We start from the raw sequence: 18,463 nt of genomic DNA, 5'->3' as shown, positions 1-18,463 counted from the left end.
GCCTTTAAACTGGCGCTCCTTGCCCCGGGATGAGGAGGTCAGGTGGAAGCCATCCTGTTGTATCCGGCCATCGGCGCCATTGCCGGTTTCATGGCGGGATTATTCGGCATCGGTGGCGGTGTCGTGATTGTGCCGCTGCTGGCCTTTGCCTTCGGTCTTCAGCAGATATCCGAGAGTGTCATCCTGCATCTGGCCATTGGCACCTCGCTGGCGACCATTGCACTCACCTCGCTGTCCTCGGCCTGGGCGCACTATCAGCGCGGCAATGTGCGACGGGACTGCCTGCTGCTGTTACTGCCGGGGCTGATTGCGGGGGCCGTGCTGGGAGTATTTATTGGCGATGCGCTCTCCGGCGGCGCCATGTCACTATTGCTGGGCATCTTTTTTCTGCTGCTGGCGATCAAGCTGGTTTTCAATCTGCAGCCGGGAGGGCGCCGGCCACTGCCGGGCCGCTTGGGCATGATGTCGGCAGGGGGGATCATCGGCGCGCTCTCGGCGCTGTTCGGTATCGGCGGTGGTTCACTGTCGGTACCATTTCTCGAATGGCGTAGCGTGCCCATGAAGCAGGCCGTTGGCACTTCTTCGGCAGCAGGTATACCGATTGCGGTCATTGGTGCGTTGACCGCCATGCTGGTCGGTAGTGGTACGCAGGCGTTGCCGCAGTGGTCGACCGGTTACGTCTACTGGCCGGCCTTTCTGGGTATCGTCATTCTCAGTGTCCCCTTTGCCCGACTGGGAGCACGTGTCGCCAGTGGGCTATCCAATCGAATGCTCAAGCGCATCTTCGCCGGCCTGATCGTGCTGGTGGCTTTCAAGTTCCTGCTGGGCTAGCCCTTCGGCGCCCGGTCAACCGAGTAGGATCAAGCATGTATATGCACTATCCGGATTTTGATCCCGTAGCCTTTTCGATCGGTCCGATCCAGATTCACTGGTATGGGATCATGTATGTCATCGGTTTCGTATCCGCCTGGTGGCTGGCGCGCTGTCGCGCCGATCGGCTGGGGCTGAATCGTGATCAGGTAGGGGACATGATCTTCTACGGTGCACTGGGTGTCGTCCTGGGTGGCCGCCTGGGTTATGTGCTGTTCTATGGTCTGGATCGGTTTATTGAAAACCCGCTCTGGCTTGTCCAGGTCTGGGATGGCGGCATGAGCTTTCATGGGGGACTGATCGGGGTGCTGATTGCAGCACTGCTGTTCACGCGCCGCCATCGACTGGCCTTCCTGCAACTGACCGATTTCATTGCGCCGATGGTCCCGATCGGACTGGGGGCTGGTCGGCTTGGCAACTTCATCAATCAGGAACTGCCGGGTCGGGTGACCGATGTGCCATGGGCCATCATCTATCCCGAATATGGTCCACAGCCACGCCATCCTTCCGAGCTTTACGAATTTCTACTGGAAGGCGTCATTCTCTTCACCATACTCTGGTGGGTGTCGCGACAGCCGCGGCGACGCGGGCTGATTTCAGGTTTGTTCCTGCTGCTGTACGGCATCTTCCGGTTTTCGGTAGAGTTCGTGCGGCGCCCCGATCCTCAGCTGGGATTCATCGCCTTTGACTGGATGACCATGGGCCAGTTGCTGTGTATTCCCATGGTACTGGTCGGCATTGCCCTGATTCTCTGGTCGCGTCGTCAGACACCCGACTGGACGCGTGCCGGCAACCACTCTTCATCTCAAGCGCAAGAAGCCTGATTCATGCAGCCCTATCTGGAACTCATGCGTCGCGTGCTCGATCATGGCACGCGCAAGAGCGATCGCACCGGTACCGGGACCCTGTCGGTCTTCGGTCATCAGATGCGTTTTGATCTCGCCGATGGTTTCCCTTTGGTGACCACCAAGAAACTGCATCTGCGCTCCATCATTCACGAACTGCTGTGGTTTCTGCAGGGAGATACCAATATTGCCTACCTGAAGGAAAACGGCGTGCGTATCTGGGATGAATGGGCCGATGAAAACGGTGAGCTGGGGCCGGTCTATGGCTACCAGTGGCGCAGCTGGCCGCATCCGCAGGGTGGCAGTGTGGATCAGATTGCCAATGTCATCGATCAGATTCGCCACAACCCGGACTCCCGACGGTTGATGGTCTCGGCATGGAATCCGGCGCTGGTGGATGAAATGGCGTTGCCGCCTTGTCACGCACTATTCCAGTTTTATGTGGCCGATGGCCGACTCTCCTGTCAGCTCTATCAGCGCAGCGCCGATATCTTTCTGGGTGTGCCGTTCAATATCGCCAGCTATGCGCTGTTAACGCACATGGTGGCCCAGGTCTGTGGGCTCGCGCCGGGAGAGTTCATTCACACGCTCGGCGACGCGCACCTTTATCTCAATCATCTTGAGCAGGCCGAGTTGCAACTGTCGCGTACGCCTCGACCGTTGCCTCAACTGAAACTGAATCCGGCAATCCATGATCTGTTTGCCTTCCGCTACGAGGATATTGCGATCGAAGGCTATGATCCGCATCCTCACATCAAGGCACAGGTGGCGGTATGACAGAGCTGGTAGTGCCGGTTGCGATGATTGCGGCGATTTCGAAAAATCGGGTCATTGGAGTGCAGGGCAAACTGCCGTGGTATCTGCCCGAGGATCTGAAGTTCTTCAAGGCGATGACTCAGGACAAGCCGATAGTCATGGGGCGCGCCACCTTCGAGTCCATCGGTCGTCCTCTGCCCAATCGGCTCAATATCGTGGTGACCCGCAATCGGGACTTTCACCATGAGGGCGTACGGGTTTGCCATGATCTGGAAAGCGCGCTCGATATGGCTGACCATCAGGCCATGCTTGAAGCCTGTGAAGAGATCATGGTGATCGGGGGAGGAGAAATCTACGCCAGTGCCATGTCGCTGGCACAGCGTCTCTATCTGACCGAGGTGGATGTCGAGATCGAAGGGGATACCTTTTTTCCGCCACTTGATGACAACTGGCAGGAAGTCGAGCGTCATGCCGGCGAAGATGCTCCCGGCAAGCCACACTACGATTTTGTGCGCTATGAACGCCGTGAAGCATAAGCAGGGGCACCGGGTTCGGGCGTGCCGAGAGTACAATTGGCGATTTGTTTCCGATGGACAGGGACAGCAGGGAGAACAGCGTAGTGACGACCCATCGTCTCGGTGAACTGCTGGACGCGCTGGAAAGGCAGGCCACTCAGGCACGCTCGCAGCTGGATTCGGCCCAGGCACGTATTTGTGAACTGGAAACTCGCAACCGGGCGCTCGAGCAGCGTTTGAGCGATATCCTCAGTGCGGCCTCGGGTAATACAGCAGAGCCCGACCGTGCTGAGGTAGCTGCCACACAGGCACAGCCTGCGTCTGATTGCGAAGTTCACGAAGAAGGCCACGAACGAGAGCAGGTCACCACCTTCCGTGAGGACGACACGGGTGATCCGGCCCCGGTGTCTGCCAAAATGCCCCCTGCCGATGCGGAAGTCTCGCACGAGCATGAGTCGCAGGACGTCAGTGAACACGCGGCGTCGGACTCGATATCGGCAACCGCAGATACGGCTTTAACCTCGACCCCGCCATCCCCTCAGGCGCTGTTGAAGCAGTGGTATCAGCGATATCCGCAGACCTTCTTCAGGGGGCACACCCGGCCGCTCAGGATCGGTATTCATCATGATCTGACAGCGCGTGAACCATGGCCGGAAAAGCTGGTTCGTAGAGCGCTGGCCGGCTATGTCAATCTGCCGCGTTATCTCAAGTCGGTCCGCACGGGTAACGCGCGGGTTGACCTGGAAGGTAATGATGCAGGCGTCGTGAACGAACAGGATGCCGCGCACGCAGCCGAGCAACTCGAGGCGCTTCAGCAGAAACAACGGTCACGAGAACAGCAGGCACAGTCGAAGCGAATGGCCAAAAAACTCTCGGCATTGGCTTCCCGACATGGCCATCAGTAAGCGCTGAACAGCCGTTTTTGATGGCAACCTGTTGTTTGAATAACAAAACCAACAATAGCCGGGTAAAAGGATTCCTTTTGATTCATTCGGTTATTGATTCATGACACTAAAGTGTCATTGAACTGGAACATAAAACCCTGATCATGGCGCCCTGCAGCACGTTAGCGCCCGGAACGAAAACAGTGTTTTTTTCTGTTGCGTTCTCAAAAAGCCCAGTATAAGGTGCTCGGGCGAGCATACAGACAATAACCACGCTCAACGCCTTAGGCGGCGAGCTTTCTGCCCAGGCAGACAATAACTGAACAGTAAGCTAGTCAAGGAACCATCACGATGAAAAAGACGCTCCTCGCGACTGCAATCGCCGGTGTTTTGGGAACTCTGGCCACCGGTGCTCAGGCCGCTACTGTCTATAACCAGGACGGCTCCAAGCTCGACGTCTATGGCAATGTCCAGTTGGCTTTCCGTAGTATCGAAGGCTACGACGACAGCGACGACACTTCGGATCATGGCACTGATTCATATTCCGATCTGTTCGACAACGGTTCCACCATCGGGTTCCGTGGCGAGCACATCATTAATCCTGGTCTGACTGGTTACTTCCGCGCTGAATTCGAATTCAATGCGGATCAGCAAAAGGGTTATTATGCAGCCTATGATAATCCGGATGATCAGAGCTTTACGGAGTCGGGTCTGTCCCGAGGTGACCAGGCCTACCTCGGTCTGACCGGTAACTTTGGTGATCTGCGTATCGGTTCCTGGGATTCACTGTTCGACGACTGGATTGCCGATCCGATCTCCAATAACGAATATTTCGATAATACCGATGCCCAGTCTGACGTCGGTGGTACTGCTTACGAGTCCGACAAGATTACCTACACTTCGCCGATCTTTAGCGGCCTGCAGTTTGTGGTAGGTACCCAGTACAAGGGCGATGGCGAAGATTATAATCAGTACGATTATGATGCTGCTACTGGTGCTGGCGAGTTCGTTCTTGATGACGATAACAGCGCTTCCTTCTTTGGTGGCGTGCGTTACACCATGGCTGGCTGGACTCTGGCAGCGGTCTACGATGATCTGAACAACTTCGAGTACATCAGCGCTGCTGGTAACGAGCATGATTTTGGCAAGCTTTATGGCGCCAATCTCTCCTACCAGTGGGATACGCTGCGTGTTGCCGCCAAGTGGGGCCATCAGGATGCCAAGTGGTCCGACGATGCTGACGTTGACCGCTATGGTCTGGGCGCTCGCTGGGGTTATGGCAACGGCGACCTGTACGGTTCCTACCAGTATGTCGATGCCGAAGGGGATGCTGCTGCTCTGATCGACCCGCGTCGTTTCAATGACGACAACGGCAACACCAGCGACCAGCATTACAACGAGTTCATCCTGGGCGCGACCTATAACCTGAGCTCGCAGATGTATGTCTTCCTTGAAGGCGCCAAGTACGATCGCAAGGATAACATCGGTGATGGCGTCTCCACCGGTATGGTTTACAGCTTCTAAGCTGAAGCCGATCGTTTGATAATGCCAGAGAAGGCCGGCCCATTGGGCCGGCCTTTTACGTTGTGAAGAGGGTAGTGCAAGGCACGCTTCGTCTTTTTCCTGACCCTGATCCAAAAACGGGTTTAGCAACAACGGGGCATGGCGGATAGAATTGTCCCCCAGTGATTACTGCCACCTGAACCCGTTCCTGCCTGAAGTGTCCCATCACCTGCCGGCGCGACCCGGGATGACAGAAGGAGCCTTGTCATGCTGCATGAAATGTCCCTGGGGGGCATCTTCTACAGCCCCATGCTGATCTTCGTGCTGATCAGTCTGGTCGTCGCGGCACTGTTGCGGACCCTGATTCACAAGAGTGTGCTGTCACGGCTGGTCTGGCAGGAAGCCTGGTTTGATGTGTCACTGTTCGTCTGCGTTCTGGCAGTCGTGACCTACGTGCTGACTACGATGGAATAAGACGGAATCCGAATGCGTACCTTCCTGAAAGTGTTGATTACTCTCGTCATGGTGGCGTTGGCCACTGCGCTCGGACTCTGGCTCTGGCATTACTACATGTACACGCCCTGGACCCGGGATGCCCGGGTTCGGGCCGATGTGATTACCATCGCGCCGGATGTTTCGGGATGGGTGTCACAGATGAATGTCCAGGATGGTCAGGATGTCAGCAAGGGTGATGTGCTGTTTCGCATCAACGATCGCCGCTATCAGGCAGCGCTTGACCAGGCGAAGGCCACCATGGAAAAGCAGAAGGCCAACTATCTGCTGCGTGAACATGATTACCAGCGCCGCAAGGGATTATCGCGCAATGCCATCAGCTCCGAGAATCTCGATACGGCCCAGCTCAATGCCCAGAGCGCAAAAGCCAGCTATAAACAGGCACAGGCGCAGCTGGAAAGCGCGCAGATCGATCTGGATCGCACGGTAGTGAAAGCGCCAACCGACGGCACCATCATCAATCTGAACCTGCGGGAAGGCAATTATGTGACCCAGGGCAACGCCCAGATGTCGCTGGTGCGGGCCGGGTCGTTCTACATTACGGCCTATTTTGCCGAGACCAAGTTGCCGCCGATTGATGTGGGAGATCGAGCGTCGATTCACCTGATGAGCGGTGCCAAGGAGATGACCGGCCATGTGGTCAGCATTGGTCGTGGTATCGCCAATACCAATACCTCGGGCAATAATCAGTTGCTGCCCCAGGTTCAGCAGACCTTTACCTGGGTACGTCTCTCCCAGCGTATCCCGGTTGATATCGTGCTCGATCATATTCCCGAGGGTGTCTATCTCAGCGCCGGAATGACGGCCACGGTCAGGGTCATGCCGGATGACCGGGATGATAGCAATCGCGATACGCCACCCAACGCCATTGAGCATAATGGCAGTACGCAGGGCGCCGACCCGAAGGTCGAGGACGTCAAGGGCACCGGTAACGCCCGGGACGAGCAATCGCAATGAAGCTGGGGCCCAAGCTCAGCGTTTATCTCACGCCGGATATCAACACCCTGAGATTTGCCTTCAAAGGGGTGTTGGCAATGTCACTGGCGCTTTATCTGGCCATGCTGCTGAGTCTGGACCGCCCTTACTGGGCGGTCATCTCCGCTGTCTTTTTGCAGATTCGGCCACAGAGTGGCCTGGTGATCGAGAAAGGGCTCTGCCAGATCGGAGGAACGCTGATCGGTGGCGGTGTCGGCATCCTCATCATGGCGCTGTTCATGCAGATGCCAGGCCTCGGGCTGATGTTTCTGATGATCTGGATCTGCCTGAACGCTGCCGCTTCCACGTTGACCCGCAATTTCAATCTGACCTACGGGTTTGCCATCGGTGCTGCTACGGCGGCCCTGATCGTGCTGATCCCGATGATCAGTAACAACTCCAGCTATGGTGTCTTTCAGACAGCCGTGGCGCGCATGAGCGAGATCGGTCTGGGGGCGGCCTGTGCCACCGTGGTGAGCATGCTGGTGTGGCCGGTGCGGGTGCGCGATGTCGTCAATGGCCATGCCAGTCAGGTCATCGACAAGGCCTTTGCGACTCTGGAAGCAGAGCTGGACCCGGACGTGCCGCTCTCCCAGGCCCAGAACATGACGGTTGAAGCGCTGCAGGCGGCCGTCACGCTAAATACCGACAGCAGTGCCGTCATCTACGAAGGCCCGGAAGGCCCCGGCCGCGCTCGGGCTTCGCAGCTACTGGCGCAGCGGACCCTGACGCTGCTTTCGGAAATGCAGGTTTCCGGACGGTTGGTGCGCAATCATCCGGATCTGTTGACCGATAAGATGAAAGCCGTACTGGGCGATATCCGTCGAACCTTCTCCCGCCTGAGGTCGCTTGAAGATACCGAGGAGCGAAGACGTGTCCTGAATGGCTTGCGCAAGCGGGTTCAGAGCGCGGATCTGGTCAGCGAAGCGTCAGGTTCACATCTGCAGCGTCGGCTGGGTCAGGCCATTCATGAGCTGCTCAACTGTGCCCATGTCATGGTGCAGGCGCGCGGGGCCATCCGCCACGCTTCTACCACCCGCCTGCGTGCCAGAAGATTTGCCCACCATCGTGACTATCTACAGGCCATGACCACTGCGATGAGGGCTGGCGTACTGTTTATCATCGGTTCGGTGATTTACGTCGGTACCCAGTGGAATGCCGCTGTACTGATGATGATCCTGCCGGTCATCTTCGGCATCATGTTCAATCGCTTTCCCAATCCGACAGTCATGATACGCAGTGTGCTCAAGGGCGGATTGCTTGGGCTGCTGGCGGCACTGATGTTCGGCTATATCTTTCTGGCGCCCTCGACGGGCTTCTACGAGATGCTGGTCCTGATCTTTGGCGTACCGCTGTTTCTGGGGCTGATGGGTATCGCCAATATTCCCACTCTGCCGTATGCACTCGGTTTCAGCATTTTCTTCGTCATCACGACACAGCCTAGCAATGCCATGGCTTTCAGTGTGGTCAGCTTCCTCAATCGCGCTGTCGCCGTCATCATCGGGTTGCTTGTTCTGTGGACGGTGTTCCGTCTTTTCCCCGGTCCGGGGCCTCTGGTCATGCGGCGCCGGGCCATCGGCGCCATTACCGATGATTTGCTGCATCTGTGGGAGCGTTCACAGCAGCACTCTCGTGCCAGCACCGCCGATTGGTTCAATGGGCGCATGATCGAACGCATCCAGCGCCTGTCAGGTCACGATAATGCCTTGCCGGAGGATGAGCGCTATCTGCTGGATATGGGATTGAGCGGTCTCAACCTGGGACACCTGATTCTGAGCATCAATCGTCGCGTCAGTGCCAATGATGATACCCCACGCGTACGTGCTGCCCTGCGGCGCTGGCAGTACACGCTTGCGTATGCCTATGAACACAGTGCCTGGGGAGAGTATGACGAGACGTTCGAGCAGGATGGTGCGCGACTGGTCAATGCGCTGCGCTGTTCAGGAAGGCTGGATAGCGATCAGATCGATCTGCTGGAGGGGCTTAATGAGCGATTGCAGATTACTCTCAGACGTTACGCCAATCTGAGCGCCGAGAGCCCCAGTCCTGAAATCAGGCCGGCAACGAATTAAGCATCAGATGTTTTCAAGCGCCTGAACCATGGGCGGCCGCGTACATGACGCGGCCTGTGCCGTGGCATGAGGTGGACGGTGTTCAGCGGCCGTCACTGCCTTCATCAAGCTGGGTCACAATGGGATGGCTGATGCAGCGGTCGACCAGATCCGGTGAAGCGCCAATCCGATCGGCCACTTCCTTGACCGACATGCCCTGATCGATATGCGGTTTCAGCGACATCCCCAGATCCGCTACCGGATTGCTGCTGTGTTCATGACCACCCGGATTGGCATCGGGGCCTGTTTCCATGGCGGATTTGGCATCCTCGATCATGGTCTGTGTGACGTCTTCGAGTCTTTGAACAATGGGCATGACAGCTCCTTGTCGTTTGAGTGTGCCGTTACAGGGTAGAAGAGGGGCGCGAACTCTTCGACCGGGAGAGTGCAGGGCGTGTCACGGAACGCTTGTACTGCCGGGGTATTTCCTGGCTACGCTTGGTGATCAGGTGCCACCACTATCTGACAGCCAGGGAGCGCGCATGCCGAATTCGGAGCGAACCGTCATCATTGGCGTTAACGCGGGGTCGTCCAGCATCAAGCTGTCGCTGTATTCGGCAGATAAGCAGACGCCCCTCGAACTGCTTGCCCACGCACAGCTCGATGGCATTGGTACGCACCCTCATCTCGCCGGCCATCTTGCAGATGGTACGAGTCTGGCGGACGAAACGCTCTCCGAGCAGGAAGTGCCCGATCATGATCATGCCTATGAGCGTATTCGCCATATGCTTGATGAACAGCTCGATGCCTTCAGGCCGGTAGCGGTCGGCCATCGTATCGTGCATGGCGGGCGTTTTTTCGATGCCCCGGTGATCATCGATGAACAGGTTCGTGAGCGTATTGCCTCGCTGACCCCCATGGCGCCACTGCATCAGCCGCATCATCTGTCCGGCATTGATGCTGTAAGCCGCTTTGCGCCGGATGTTCTCCAGGTTGCCTGCTTTGACAGTGCTTTCCATCAGGCTCGTCCGGAGATTGCTCAGCTGACCGGTTTGCCCTACCGGTATTTCGAGGAGGGTATCCGACGCTACGGTTTCCACGGGCTCTCCTATGAGTACATTGCGCAACGGCTTCGAGAGATCGATGCCAAACTGGCGCAAGGGCGCGTGATCGTGGCGCATCTGGGGAATGGTGCCAGCCTCTGTGCGATGGAGAACGGGCGCAGCCGGGATACGACCATGAGCTTTACCGCGCTCGACGGTCTGCCAATGGGAACGCGCTGTGGGGCGCTGGATCCTGGCGCGGTGCTCTATCTGCAGGGCCAGCACGAGCTCGATGAAGAGGCTCTGCAACATCTGCTCTATCACGAATCCGGCTTGCTGGGCCTCTCCGGTATCGACAGCGATATGCAGGTACTACTGGAGAGTGACGATCCGGCAGCGCAACGGGCCATCGATTTCTTCGTCTATCGGACTGCCCAGGAGATGGGGCGCATGGCGGTAACACTCGGGGGCGTCGATGGTATCGTGTTTACCGCGGGTATCGGCGAACATGCTGCGCCCATTCGTGAGGCCATCATCGAGCGGCTGGCGCCGCTGTGGTCGGTGCGCCTGGATGAGACCGCCAATCGTGGTGAGGTGCCACGGCTGATTTCGAGCGATGACAGCGCCATCACCGTCAGGGTGGTACCGACCGACGAAGAAGCCATGCTGGCAGAACATACCTGGCAGCTGTGGCGCTCGCATTGAAAAGTGCAGTGAGTAACCGGGACGTTACCGAAATACCAGGAAGGGAGACATGGCATGGCAGTCACCGAGACGACGAGTGGAGGACAGTCAAACGCGCTGTCTTTGGACGACGCGACTCTCCAGCATATCGACCGCTGGTGGCGTGCGGCCAACTATCTGACGGTCGGGCAGATCTACCTGCAGGCCAATCCACTGCTGCGTGAATCGCTCGAACCTGAGCACATCAAGCCACGCCTGCTGGGGCATTGGGGCACCTCGCCGGGGCTCAACCTGATCTACGCCCATCTCAACGAGCAGATCCGTGCCCGTGATCTGAACATGATTTATCTGGCCGGCCCGGGGCATGGCGGACCTGCATTACTGGCGAATGTCTGGCTGGAAGGCAGCTACAGCGAGCACTTTCCACAGGTGACCCGCGACGGTGCCGGCATGCGCCAGCTGTTTCGGCAGTTTTCTACCCCCGGAGGGGTGCCCAGTCATGTCAGTGTGCCTACCCCCGGTTCGATCCACGAGGGCGGGGAGCTCGGTTATGTGCTGGTGCATGCCTTTGGTGCTGTTTTTGACAACCCCGATCTGATTGCGACTGCCGTCGTGGGTGATGGCGAAGCAGAAACCGGCCCTCTGGAAGGCTCCTGGAAAGGCATTCGCTTTCTCAATCCGGCACGTGATGGGGCGGTACTGCCGATTCTGCATCTCAATGGTTACAAGATCGGCAGCCCTACGGTGCTCTCACGCGAAAGCGATGAAACCCTGACACACTACTTCCGCGGCCACGGCTATGAGCCCCGCTTTGTCGAAGGCGATGATCCGATGACGGTCCATCGCGCCATGGCCGACACGCTGACCGAAGTGATCGACGAGATTCATGCCATCCAGCGTCGCGCCCGCGAGGAAGGTGTCCGCGAGAAGCCGGCCTGGCCGATGATCGTGATGCGCACGCCCAAGGGCTGGACCGGGCCTGATCGCGTGGATGGCGTGCCGGTGGAAGGCACCTTTCATGCCCACCAGGTGCCGATGGGGGGCGTGCGTGATAATGATGAGCACCGTGCTCATCTTGAGCGTTGGATGCGCAGCTATCGACCCGATGAGCTGTTTGACGATCAGGGTCGTCCGCGGGAAGCGATTACGGCCCGGGCGCCACAGGGCAAACAGCGCATGGGCAGCAATCCCCACGCCAATGGCGGAATGCTGCGAGAGCCGCTCTCGTTGCGCGATACGAGTGACTATGCGGTCGAGGTGACTGACGACAATCGTGGCCGTGAGCTGCATGGCTCGACCGAGCGGCTGGGCCAGTACATGCGCGATATCTATCGGGACAACCCGACCACGTTCCGGCTGTTCTGCCCTGATGAGGTCAACTCCAACAAGCTGGGCGCCGTGTTCGAAGTGACCGATCGCTGCCTGGTCAGTGAGATCCACGAACAGGATGAGCAGGTATCGCGCGATGGCCGCATGATGGAAGTGCTCAGCGAGCACAACTGCAATGGCTGGCTGGAAGGCTATGTCCTGACCGGCCGCCATGGGATGTTTGCCAGTTATGAAGCCTTTGCCTCGATTATCGACTCGATGGCGATGCAGCATGCCAAGTGGCTGGAGCACGCACGCAATGTGGCATGGCGTGAGCCGGTGCCATCAATGAACTATCTGTTGACCTCGACCTGCTGGCGTAACGATCACAACGGTTTCAGTCACCAGGGGCCGGGATTCATCGATAACCTGCTGACCAAGCAGGCCGAAGTGGTGCGCATTTACCTGCCACCGGATGCCAACTGCCTGCTGTCGGTGGCCGAGCACTGTTTTCAGAGCGTTGACTACCTCAACACCATTGTCATCGACAAGCATCCTCAGCTGCAGTATCTCTCGATGGACGAGGCACGTGAGCATTGCCGGCTGGGGTGTGATGCCTGGCACTGGGCGAGCAACTGCGGCGATGAAGAGCCGGATATTGTCATGGCCTGCGCCGGTGATATTGCGACTCAGGAGATGCTGGCGGCAGTGGATCTGCTGCGCAGCTATCTGCCGGAACTGAAAGTGCGTGTGGTTAATGTGGTCGATCTGATGAGCCTTGATGTCGATCACCCGCATGGCATCAGTCAGGCACGTTTTGTGTCACTGTTTACGGCTGATCGGCCCATCCTGTTTGCCTTCCATGGCTACCGTGGAGTGGTGCACCAGCTGATGCATCATCGTCCCGGCGCCGATCGGATACACGTGCGTGGCTATATGGAGGAGGGCACAACCACCACGCCCTTTGACATGACGGTACTCAACCGCATGAGTCGCATCCATCTGGCACTTGATGCGTTGCGGTATGTACCCAAACAGCTTGAGCAGGCGGCTGACATCATCCGCGATCTCGAAGCGCTGCTAAAGCGGCATGAGCGCTATATTCGCGAGCATTTCGAGGATATGCCGGAGATTACACAGTGGGTGTGGTCGAACGGTCATGTTCGCCTGCCGGCGCGTGATGAGCCCTGAACCCTGGTATTGGGGAAGTGGTTTCAGCCAGGGAGGATCGCGGCTGAAGCCGCTCCTACAGGTAGATAGCCACCGGTGACAGAAAGGATGTTGCAGGCGCGACGTCAGTCGTGATGCCGAGGCCGCACCTGCAGGAAAATGGTCACCGGTGGCAGAAAGGGTGTTGTAGGAGCGACTTCAGTCGCGATGCGCTTCAAATACCGACCATTATCAATGGTGGATCAGATTGAATCGGGATCCCGGCTCTGGTTATCCGGTCGGGTGGCTTCCGGATCGACGCCATCCTCGCCCCGGGCTTCTTCGAAATCGAGCTCCTTGATGTGGGCCTCCACACCTTCTTCGTCGGCGCCCGTCACTTCCAGCTCGTTTTCAAGCTCGGCTTCCTTGCGGGCCAGCTCTGCCTCATCCCGATCAAGATCACCGATCAGTGCTTCTTCAGCGTCGTAATCGAACTCCTGTGGCAATTCCTCGGCCGGCTGGGTGGTGGCCGTGCCATCGAAGTCTTCAGCGGCACGATCGGCCAGCGACTCGACCTCTTCTGCCGTTGCCGTAAGCTGATCTTCCCGTGGCTCCAGTGCCTCTTCGGTCCGATCGATATCCTCGGCGTGCTGATTGTTGCGATTCTGTTCCGTCATGGCTGCCTCCTTGCGGCGATGATGAATAGTCAGCAGGTGTCAGTATAGTTCGAGGCTGGCCGTCTCGGCGAATCGCTGACCCGAAGCGCCGGAACTTCAATGCGTAGGGGCAATCGCCAGCACTTCACAGAGGGCCTCTTCGGGACCCAGCTGGCGTACCAGCAGTGCGTAATGCCCGCCAGGTGCCTGACCTCCACTGTCGGCTGGCAGCTCAAGATGCACGATGGTGCCGACATCTGCCATCTCGGGCAGCATATCGAGGCCGATGACCAGCTCATCGCCACTGTTCATGTATTGCTCCTTTTCCCGATACAGTCATCGCCGAGTCGCCTGGTGTCGTGCTGATGGCCTGGCTAAAGGACTATTGTCCGCATTCGGCTGCTAACAGGGAAGAGCAGCAAAAGAGCCCATGACAGCCTCGGTGAAGAAATTGCCGGTGCAATCCCTTGTAGTGGTTGGAAAGGCGTGATGTGCCCCTGCGAAAAAAACAGCCACCCGATAGGGCGGCTGTCTCATTGTGGGCCGGTTGTGTCATGTCACCGGGTTAGAAGGTCTCCCACTCATCCTCATCACTGGTCGTGGTGGTTCGCACGGGTTTGGTCGAGGCCGAGGATGCAGGCTCGGAAGATGAGGTTCTAACAGCGGGTTCCGAGCGACTGGAAACGTGTTCCGGTTTGCGCTGCTCTGCCGTCTTGTGGCTCGGGGATGTGGGGATCGCAGTGGCGTGCGATTGTCCTTCCGAGGGTTCGAAGGAAGTATCGTGTTGTGGTCGGCTCGGAGCACTGTGGTTCTCCAGCTGAAAAACGGCTACGGAGTCACGCAGTGCCTCGGCCTGATGCTCGAGTTCGCGGGCTGCCTGAGCAGCATTCTGCACCAGTTCGGCATTTTGCTGGGTCGCCTGGTCGATTTGCGAAACGGCCTGGTTGACCTGACTGATCCCGCTGCTTTGTTCCTCGGACGCGGCGGCAATCTCGGTCATGAGTTCGGTGGCACGCTGTACGGCTTCGACGATCTCGCTCATGGTGCTATTGGCCTGATCGGCCAGGGCTGATCCGCTATCGACACGCTCGATGGAGGAGTCGATCAGGGAGCGAATTTCCCGGGCCGCTTCGCTGGAACGACCGGCAAGGGCGCGTACTTCGCCGGCGACTACGGCAAATCCCCGTCCCTGCTCGCCGGCACGAGCGGCTTCCACGGCGGCATTCAGGGCGAGCAGATTGGTCTGAAAGGCGATGGAATCAATCAGGGCGATGAAGTCCACCATCTGATGCGCGCCTTTGGAAATTTCCTGCATGGTGCCGCGGACCTCGCCAATGACCTCACCACCCCGTTGCGCGGTTTCGCTGGCTCGTGTGGCAAGCTGGCTGGCCTGGCGGGAGTTGTCGGCGTTCTGCTGCACCGTGGAAGTCAGTTGCTCCATGCTGGCGGCGGTCTCTTCCAGTGACGCTGCCTGCTGTTCGGTGCGCGAGGACAAATCGATATTGTCACGGGCAATGGTACGAGCATCGTTGTTGATATGATCGCTGCTGGCTCGAACCGTGGTCACGGTCGCGGACAGGCTTTTCTGGGTCCGTGACAGGGCGCTGAACAGCTTGCCGATTTCGTTGTTGCCGTGGCGCTCGCGTACGGGGGAAAGATCACCACTGGCCATGCGCTCGAAGTGCCCCACAATACGCTTGAGAGGATTGATGACATTGACCGTGACGCCCCACATGACAATCAGGCTGATGACCACGGCAGCGATGATGGCGGCAATCATCAGGACCTGTAACAGGGTGACCCGCTGCTGAAAGCCCTTGTAAAGAGTATCGCCCGATGCCTCCGCAGCACTGATGAAGGCTTCGGCATCACGCATGAAGCCATCACCCAGTGTTTGTAGTTGGCCGGCGTCCTCGTCTTCCTGAGCTACGTTATTTTGCAAGGCACTGATGCGAGGTATCAGGCCCTGGTTGACCAGCCGGGAAAAGTCCTGCTTGAGCTGATTGACGCTGGTGAGTTGCTCCTGCGTGAAGGAGAGGGCCGTGAAGCGCTCGAAATTCTGACGAATCCTGTTGAGCTGATCGTTCAGGTCAGCCGTATCGTCCTGCTGGACCACGTTCAGTCGCAGGGCCAGCAGATTCGTGTTGATTCGATCAAGCAGGGTCTGCTGACGCACATTGACCTGGTGCAGGCGATCCAGCGAACCGTTGCTGTAATTCAGCGTATAGAGTCCCAGTGCGCTGACGCCCAGTACCAGCGCAAAGAAAACCAGTAGAACCAGTGTCCAGCTTACCCTGACCGTCATGTTTTCCAGCCACTTCATGGTGCCTTGCCCCTGTTATTGCTTACGGCGTCGCCGGGTTATCGGCAGCAAAAGGGAAAAGCTGAGTGGTGGGATGTCGCAGTGACTGTCAGGGCCACCTGTACAGTGGCCCCGGGCCGGGTCGGTATCAGAAGAGCGTGCGGGCTAGCAGGAACACATTGAGTGTGATGATGATCGCGGCAATCGCCCAGGCGAGCAGCGTGGTGAGGCGATGATTGACCAGTGATCCCATCAGTTCCCGATTGGAGCAGAACAGCAGCAGGGGAATCAGGGCAAACGGAATCCCGAAGGACAGGATGACCTGACTGAGCACCAGTGCTGAAGTCGGATCAAGCCCGAAGCCGAGAATAATCAATGGCGGGCCCATGGTAATCAGACGACGCAGAAAGATCGGAATGCGTCGGTTGATGAACCCCTGCATGACGATCTGGCCACTCATGGTGCCCACCGAAGAGCTCGAGAAACCGCTGGCCAGCAGACCGACACCGAAGAGGATGGCAGCCAGTGGACCGACCTTGTCATCCAGATGAGCGAAGGCGCCTTCGAGGGTGGAAATGGTGACGTCACTGCCAAAGAACAGGCCGGCTGCCATCACCAGCATGGCGCCATTGATGAGACCGGCTACCCCCATGGCGATGAGGATGTCGATGAATTCGAAACGAAAGATGCGCTTTCTTTCATCTTCACTGCGCCCTACCACTCGACGCTGGGTCAGGGCGGAGTGCAGATAGATGACATGCGGCATGACGGTCGCCCCGAGAATGCCGGCCGCCAGTAGAACACTGTCGGTGCCCTCGAAACGTGGCGTGGTCAGGCCCGCCAGCAGGGCACTGCCATCGGGACGGGCAATGACGACTTCATAGGCGAAGGAGACCACCACAATACCGACCATTGCGGTAATGCCTGCTTCGAGTGGCCGAAAGCCGCGGCGCTGCAATTCCAGCAGGGCAAAGGAGAAGATCCCGGTAATGACGGCCGCCGGAAACAGCGGGATACCGAACAGCAGATAGAGTCCCAGGGCACCACCAATGAATTCCGCCAGATCGGTGGCGATGGCAATGATTTCTGCCTGAATCCAGAGCCCGATGGTAACAGGACGCGAGAAGCGCTCACGGCATACTTCCGGAACGTTGCGTCCGGTGGCAATGCCGAGCTTGGCTGACATCGACTGAATCAGAATCGCCATCAGATTGGAGACCAGTACGACCCACAGCAGCATGTAACCATAGGTCGAGCCGGCCTGAATGTTGGTCGCGAAATTGCCGGGGTCGATATAAGCCACGGCCGCAATGAATGCTGGCCCCAGAAACGGCAGCAAGCGTCTGATGCCTCGCTGTCGACCTTCCAGCGCCGCCTGTGCGGCCTGAATGGTGGCAGCCTCGCCGGGCAGGGGATCAAGTGTTTCGCTCTGGTGACTACTCACTCCGGCGCTCCTCTGGCGTTGAGTCGATGATCGACGCAGCGTTCCGGTCAGTCAGTGTGCGCGTGAGATCCGGGTGTTCCCGTGCTTGCACTGCCGGCTCCTTGCATGCTCAGAACGTGAATGATGCGGAATGTTCCCATGATTATGATGTTAAACCATGGTTAAAATAAACAGATTGGGTTACACCGTCAAGAAATGAGAGCTTGTACCGTTTGTGAATGCGGTGCGTCATGGGGTGCTGACTTGAAAGGCACCGGCTTGGGCGAACCGATTAAAGCAGGCGAGAAATTTCAGTGACCGACAACGTGCCGGATGCGTTGCCATAAACGCCTTGTCTCATCGGCAGCATTCAGAGGTATCGAAGAGGTGTCCTGTCGTACTACGAGAATCGACGTTTCAGGAGCATCGAGATAGCGTGAATAGGCCTGCCGCAACGCGTCCAGATAATCACCGCTGATGTTTTGTTCGAACGTGCGTCCGCGTTGTGCGATCCGTTCCAGCAGAACTGGGGTAGGGGCGTCGAGATAGACCAGGACATCCGGCGTGGGATACCCATTGTCCAGAGCTTGAGCAATGCGCTCATAAAGCGCCAGTTCCCGCCCATCGAGCAGCAGCTCGGCAAATATCCGATCCTTCATCAGGGTATGGTCGGCGATGATGATGGCGTCTGGATCGGCATCGGGCAGACATAACTGCTCATGGCGTGAGATCAAAAATTCCAGCTGGGTTGGCAGCGCCCAGCGTTCGGCCTGGATATGGAAGTCGCTCAGAAAGGCATTGCCGGCGAAATCTTCGAGCAGCAGTCGGGTGCTCTGACCGAGATGATCAGCCAGTTGCCGGGCCAGCGTGGTCTTGCCGGCGCCTATGGGGCCCTCAAAGGCAATCAGCATGGTGGCACTGTCCTGCTGCAACGCATGGCAAGGCCGATCCTTTCACTGACGTGGAAAGGAACCGGCGGTATGTCA

Annotated in this window: 17 protein-coding genes; 11 read left to right on the top strand and 6 right to left on the bottom strand. The window is 58.0% G+C overall.

Annotated features, from left to right (window positions below; translation table 11 throughout):
* The first annotated feature begins 42 nt into the window (after positions 1 to 42).
* The 9 genes from FY550_RS11795 (at position 43) to FY550_RS11755 (ending at position 8,933) form a co-directional block, all read left to right on the top strand.
* On the top strand, positions 43 to 831 hold the full coding sequence (locus tag FY550_RS11795) for a sulfite exporter TauE/SafE family protein (protein WP_084388153.1): 789 nt from the start codon (positions 43 to 45) through the stop codon (positions 829 to 831).
* 41 nt (positions 832 to 872) lie between these two features.
* Entirely contained in the window at positions 873 to 1,694 is an 822-nt protein-coding gene (gene lgt, locus FY550_RS11790) for a prolipoprotein diacylglyceryl transferase (protein WP_070979424.1), read from the top strand.
* A gap of 3 nt (positions 1,695 to 1,697) precedes the next feature.
* Positions 1,698 to 2,492 (top strand): thymidylate synthase, encoded by a 795-nt coding sequence (locus FY550_RS11785; RefSeq protein ID WP_070979340.1) that lies wholly within the window; start codon positions 1,698 to 1,700, stop codon positions 2,490 to 2,492.
* The gene (locus FY550_RS11780; protein WP_070979338.1) at positions 2,489 to 3,007 is read left to right on the top strand and encodes a dihydrofolate reductase; all 519 of its coding nucleotides are present in this window, start codon (positions 2,489 to 2,491) and stop codon (positions 3,005 to 3,007) included. The genes FY550_RS11785 and FY550_RS11780 overlap by 4 nt, the downstream gene beginning before the upstream one ends.
* An 83-nt stretch (positions 3,008 to 3,090) precedes the next feature.
* Positions 3,091 to 3,891, top strand: coding sequence for a ProQ/FINO family protein (locus FY550_RS17110; RefSeq protein ID WP_070979335.1), 801 nt, complete (start codon positions 3,091 to 3,093; stop codon positions 3,889 to 3,891).
* A gap of 330 nt (positions 3,892 to 4,221) precedes the next feature.
* A complete protein-coding gene (locus FY550_RS11770; RefSeq protein WP_070979333.1) occupies positions 4,222 to 5,394 on the top strand; it encodes a porin in 1,173 nt (390 codons plus the stop codon).
* A 246-nt stretch (positions 5,395 to 5,640) separates the two neighbouring features.
* Positions 5,641 to 5,847: a DUF1656 domain-containing protein gene (locus FY550_RS11765; protein ID WP_070979330.1), complete on the top strand. Its 207-nt coding sequence runs from the start codon at positions 5,641 to 5,643 to the stop codon at positions 5,845 to 5,847.
* A 12-nt stretch (positions 5,848 to 5,859) separates the two neighbouring features.
* Positions 5,860 to 6,843 carry an efflux RND transporter periplasmic adaptor subunit gene (locus FY550_RS11760; protein WP_070979328.1) on the top strand — a complete coding sequence of 328 codons (984 nt, stop codon included), beginning with the start codon at positions 5,860 to 5,862 and terminating at the stop codon, positions 6,841 to 6,843.
* On the top strand, positions 6,840 to 8,933 hold the full coding sequence (locus FY550_RS11755; protein ID WP_149054549.1) for an FUSC family protein: 2,094 nt from the start codon (positions 6,840 to 6,842) through the stop codon (positions 8,931 to 8,933). The genes FY550_RS11760 and FY550_RS11755 overlap by 4 nt, the downstream gene beginning before the upstream one ends.
* An 82-nt stretch (positions 8,934 to 9,015) precedes the next feature.
* On the opposite strand, the gene FY550_RS11750 is transcribed toward FY550_RS11755, so the two are convergent.
* Positions 9,016 to 9,288 carry a hypothetical protein gene (locus tag FY550_RS11750; protein ID WP_070979323.1) on the bottom strand — a complete coding sequence of 91 codons (273 nt, stop codon included), beginning with the start codon at positions 9,286 to 9,288 and terminating at the stop codon, positions 9,016 to 9,018.
* A gap of 166 nt (positions 9,289 to 9,454) precedes the next feature.
* Between FY550_RS11750 and FY550_RS11745 the strand changes: the two genes are divergently transcribed.
* Together FY550_RS11745 and FY550_RS11740 are read left to right on the top strand one after the other, a co-directional pair.
* Entirely contained in the window at positions 9,455 to 10,660 is a 1,206-nt protein-coding gene (locus FY550_RS11745; RefSeq protein WP_070979321.1) for an acetate/propionate family kinase, read from the top strand.
* A 54-nt stretch (positions 10,661 to 10,714) separates the two neighbouring features.
* Positions 10,715 to 13,138 (top strand): phosphoketolase family protein, encoded by a 2,424-nt coding sequence (locus FY550_RS11740; RefSeq protein ID WP_070979319.1) that lies wholly within the window; start codon positions 10,715 to 10,717, stop codon positions 13,136 to 13,138.
* Between the two features lie 221 nt (positions 13,139 to 13,359).
* On the opposite strand, the gene FY550_RS11735 is transcribed toward FY550_RS11740, so the two are convergent.
* The 5 genes from FY550_RS11735 to FY550_RS11715 form a co-directional block, all read right to left on the bottom strand.
* Positions 13,360 to 13,773 (bottom strand): hypothetical protein, encoded by a 414-nt coding sequence (locus tag FY550_RS11735; protein WP_070979317.1) that lies wholly within the window; start codon positions 13,771 to 13,773, stop codon positions 13,360 to 13,362.
* 96 nt (positions 13,774 to 13,869) lie between these two features.
* The gene (locus FY550_RS11730) at positions 13,870 to 14,064 is read right to left on the bottom strand and encodes a hypothetical protein (RefSeq protein WP_070979314.1); all 195 of its coding nucleotides are present in this window, start codon (positions 14,062 to 14,064) and stop codon (positions 13,870 to 13,872) included.
* 253 nt (positions 14,065 to 14,317) lie between these two features.
* Complete coding sequence (locus FY550_RS17180) at positions 14,318 to 16,075, bottom strand: methyl-accepting chemotaxis protein (protein ID WP_070979312.1); 1,758 nt, start codon at positions 16,073 to 16,075, stop codon at positions 14,318 to 14,320.
* Between the two features lie 127 nt (positions 16,076 to 16,202).
* On the bottom strand, positions 16,203 to 17,498 hold the full coding sequence (locus tag FY550_RS11720; RefSeq protein WP_070979310.1) for an Nramp family divalent metal transporter: 1,296 nt from the start codon (positions 17,496 to 17,498) through the stop codon (positions 16,203 to 16,205).
* A 290-nt stretch (positions 17,499 to 17,788) separates the two neighbouring features.
* Positions 17,789 to 18,388, bottom strand: coding sequence for a deoxynucleoside kinase (locus tag FY550_RS11715; protein ID WP_139148714.1), 600 nt, complete (start codon positions 18,386 to 18,388; stop codon positions 17,789 to 17,791).
* Between the last annotated feature and the right edge of the window lie 75 nt (positions 18,389 to 18,463).

Source organism: Kushneria phosphatilytica, from assembly GCF_008247605.1.
Taxonomy (GTDB): domain Bacteria; phylum Pseudomonadota; class Gammaproteobacteria; order Pseudomonadales; family Halomonadaceae; genus Kushneria; species Kushneria phosphatilytica.
This window is presented reverse-complemented; position numbering and strand designations above follow the sequence as displayed.

Coding starts and splice junctions, on each gene's coding strand:
- FY550_RS11745 (WP_070979321.1), top strand. CDS start 9,455: ATGCCGAATTCGGAGCGAACCGTCATCATTGGCGTTAACGCGGGGTCG.
- FY550_RS11780 (WP_070979338.1), top strand. CDS start 2,489: ATGACAGAGCTGGTAGTGCCGGTTGCGATGATTGCGGCGATTTCGAAA.
- FY550_RS11735 (WP_070979317.1), bottom strand. CDS start 13,773: ATGACGGAACAGAATCGCAACAATCAGCACGCCGAGGATATCGATCGG.
- FY550_RS11770 (WP_070979333.1), top strand. CDS start 4,222: ATGAAAAAGACGCTCCTCGCGACTGCAATCGCCGGTGTTTTGGGAACT.
- FY550_RS11730 (WP_070979314.1), bottom strand. CDS start 14,064: ATGAACAGTGGCGATGAGCTGGTCATCGGCCTCGATATGCTGCCCGAG.
- FY550_RS11765 (WP_070979330.1), top strand. CDS start 5,641: ATGCTGCATGAAATGTCCCTGGGGGGCATCTTCTACAGCCCCATGCTG.
- FY550_RS11715 (WP_139148714.1), bottom strand. CDS start 18,388: ATGCTGATTGCCTTTGAGGGCCCCATAGGCGCCGGCAAGACCACGCTG.
- FY550_RS11760 (WP_070979328.1), top strand. CDS start 5,860: ATGCGTACCTTCCTGAAAGTGTTGATTACTCTCGTCATGGTGGCGTTG.
- lgt (WP_070979424.1), top strand. CDS start 873: ATGCACTATCCGGATTTTGATCCCGTAGCCTTTTCGATCGGTCCGATC.
- FY550_RS11755 (WP_149054549.1), top strand. CDS start 6,840: ATGAAGCTGGGGCCCAAGCTCAGCGTTTATCTCACGCCGGATATCAAC.
- FY550_RS11750 (WP_070979323.1), bottom strand. CDS start 9,288: ATGCCCATTGTTCAAAGACTCGAAGACGTCACACAGACCATGATCGAG.
- FY550_RS11740 (WP_070979319.1), top strand. CDS start 10,715: ATGGCAGTCACCGAGACGACGAGTGGAGGACAGTCAAACGCGCTGTCT.
- FY550_RS11785 (WP_070979340.1), top strand. CDS start 1,698: ATGCAGCCCTATCTGGAACTCATGCGTCGCGTGCTCGATCATGGCACG.
- FY550_RS17180 (WP_070979312.1), bottom strand. CDS start 16,075: ATGAAGTGGCTGGAAAACATGACGGTCAGGGTAAGCTGGACACTGGTT.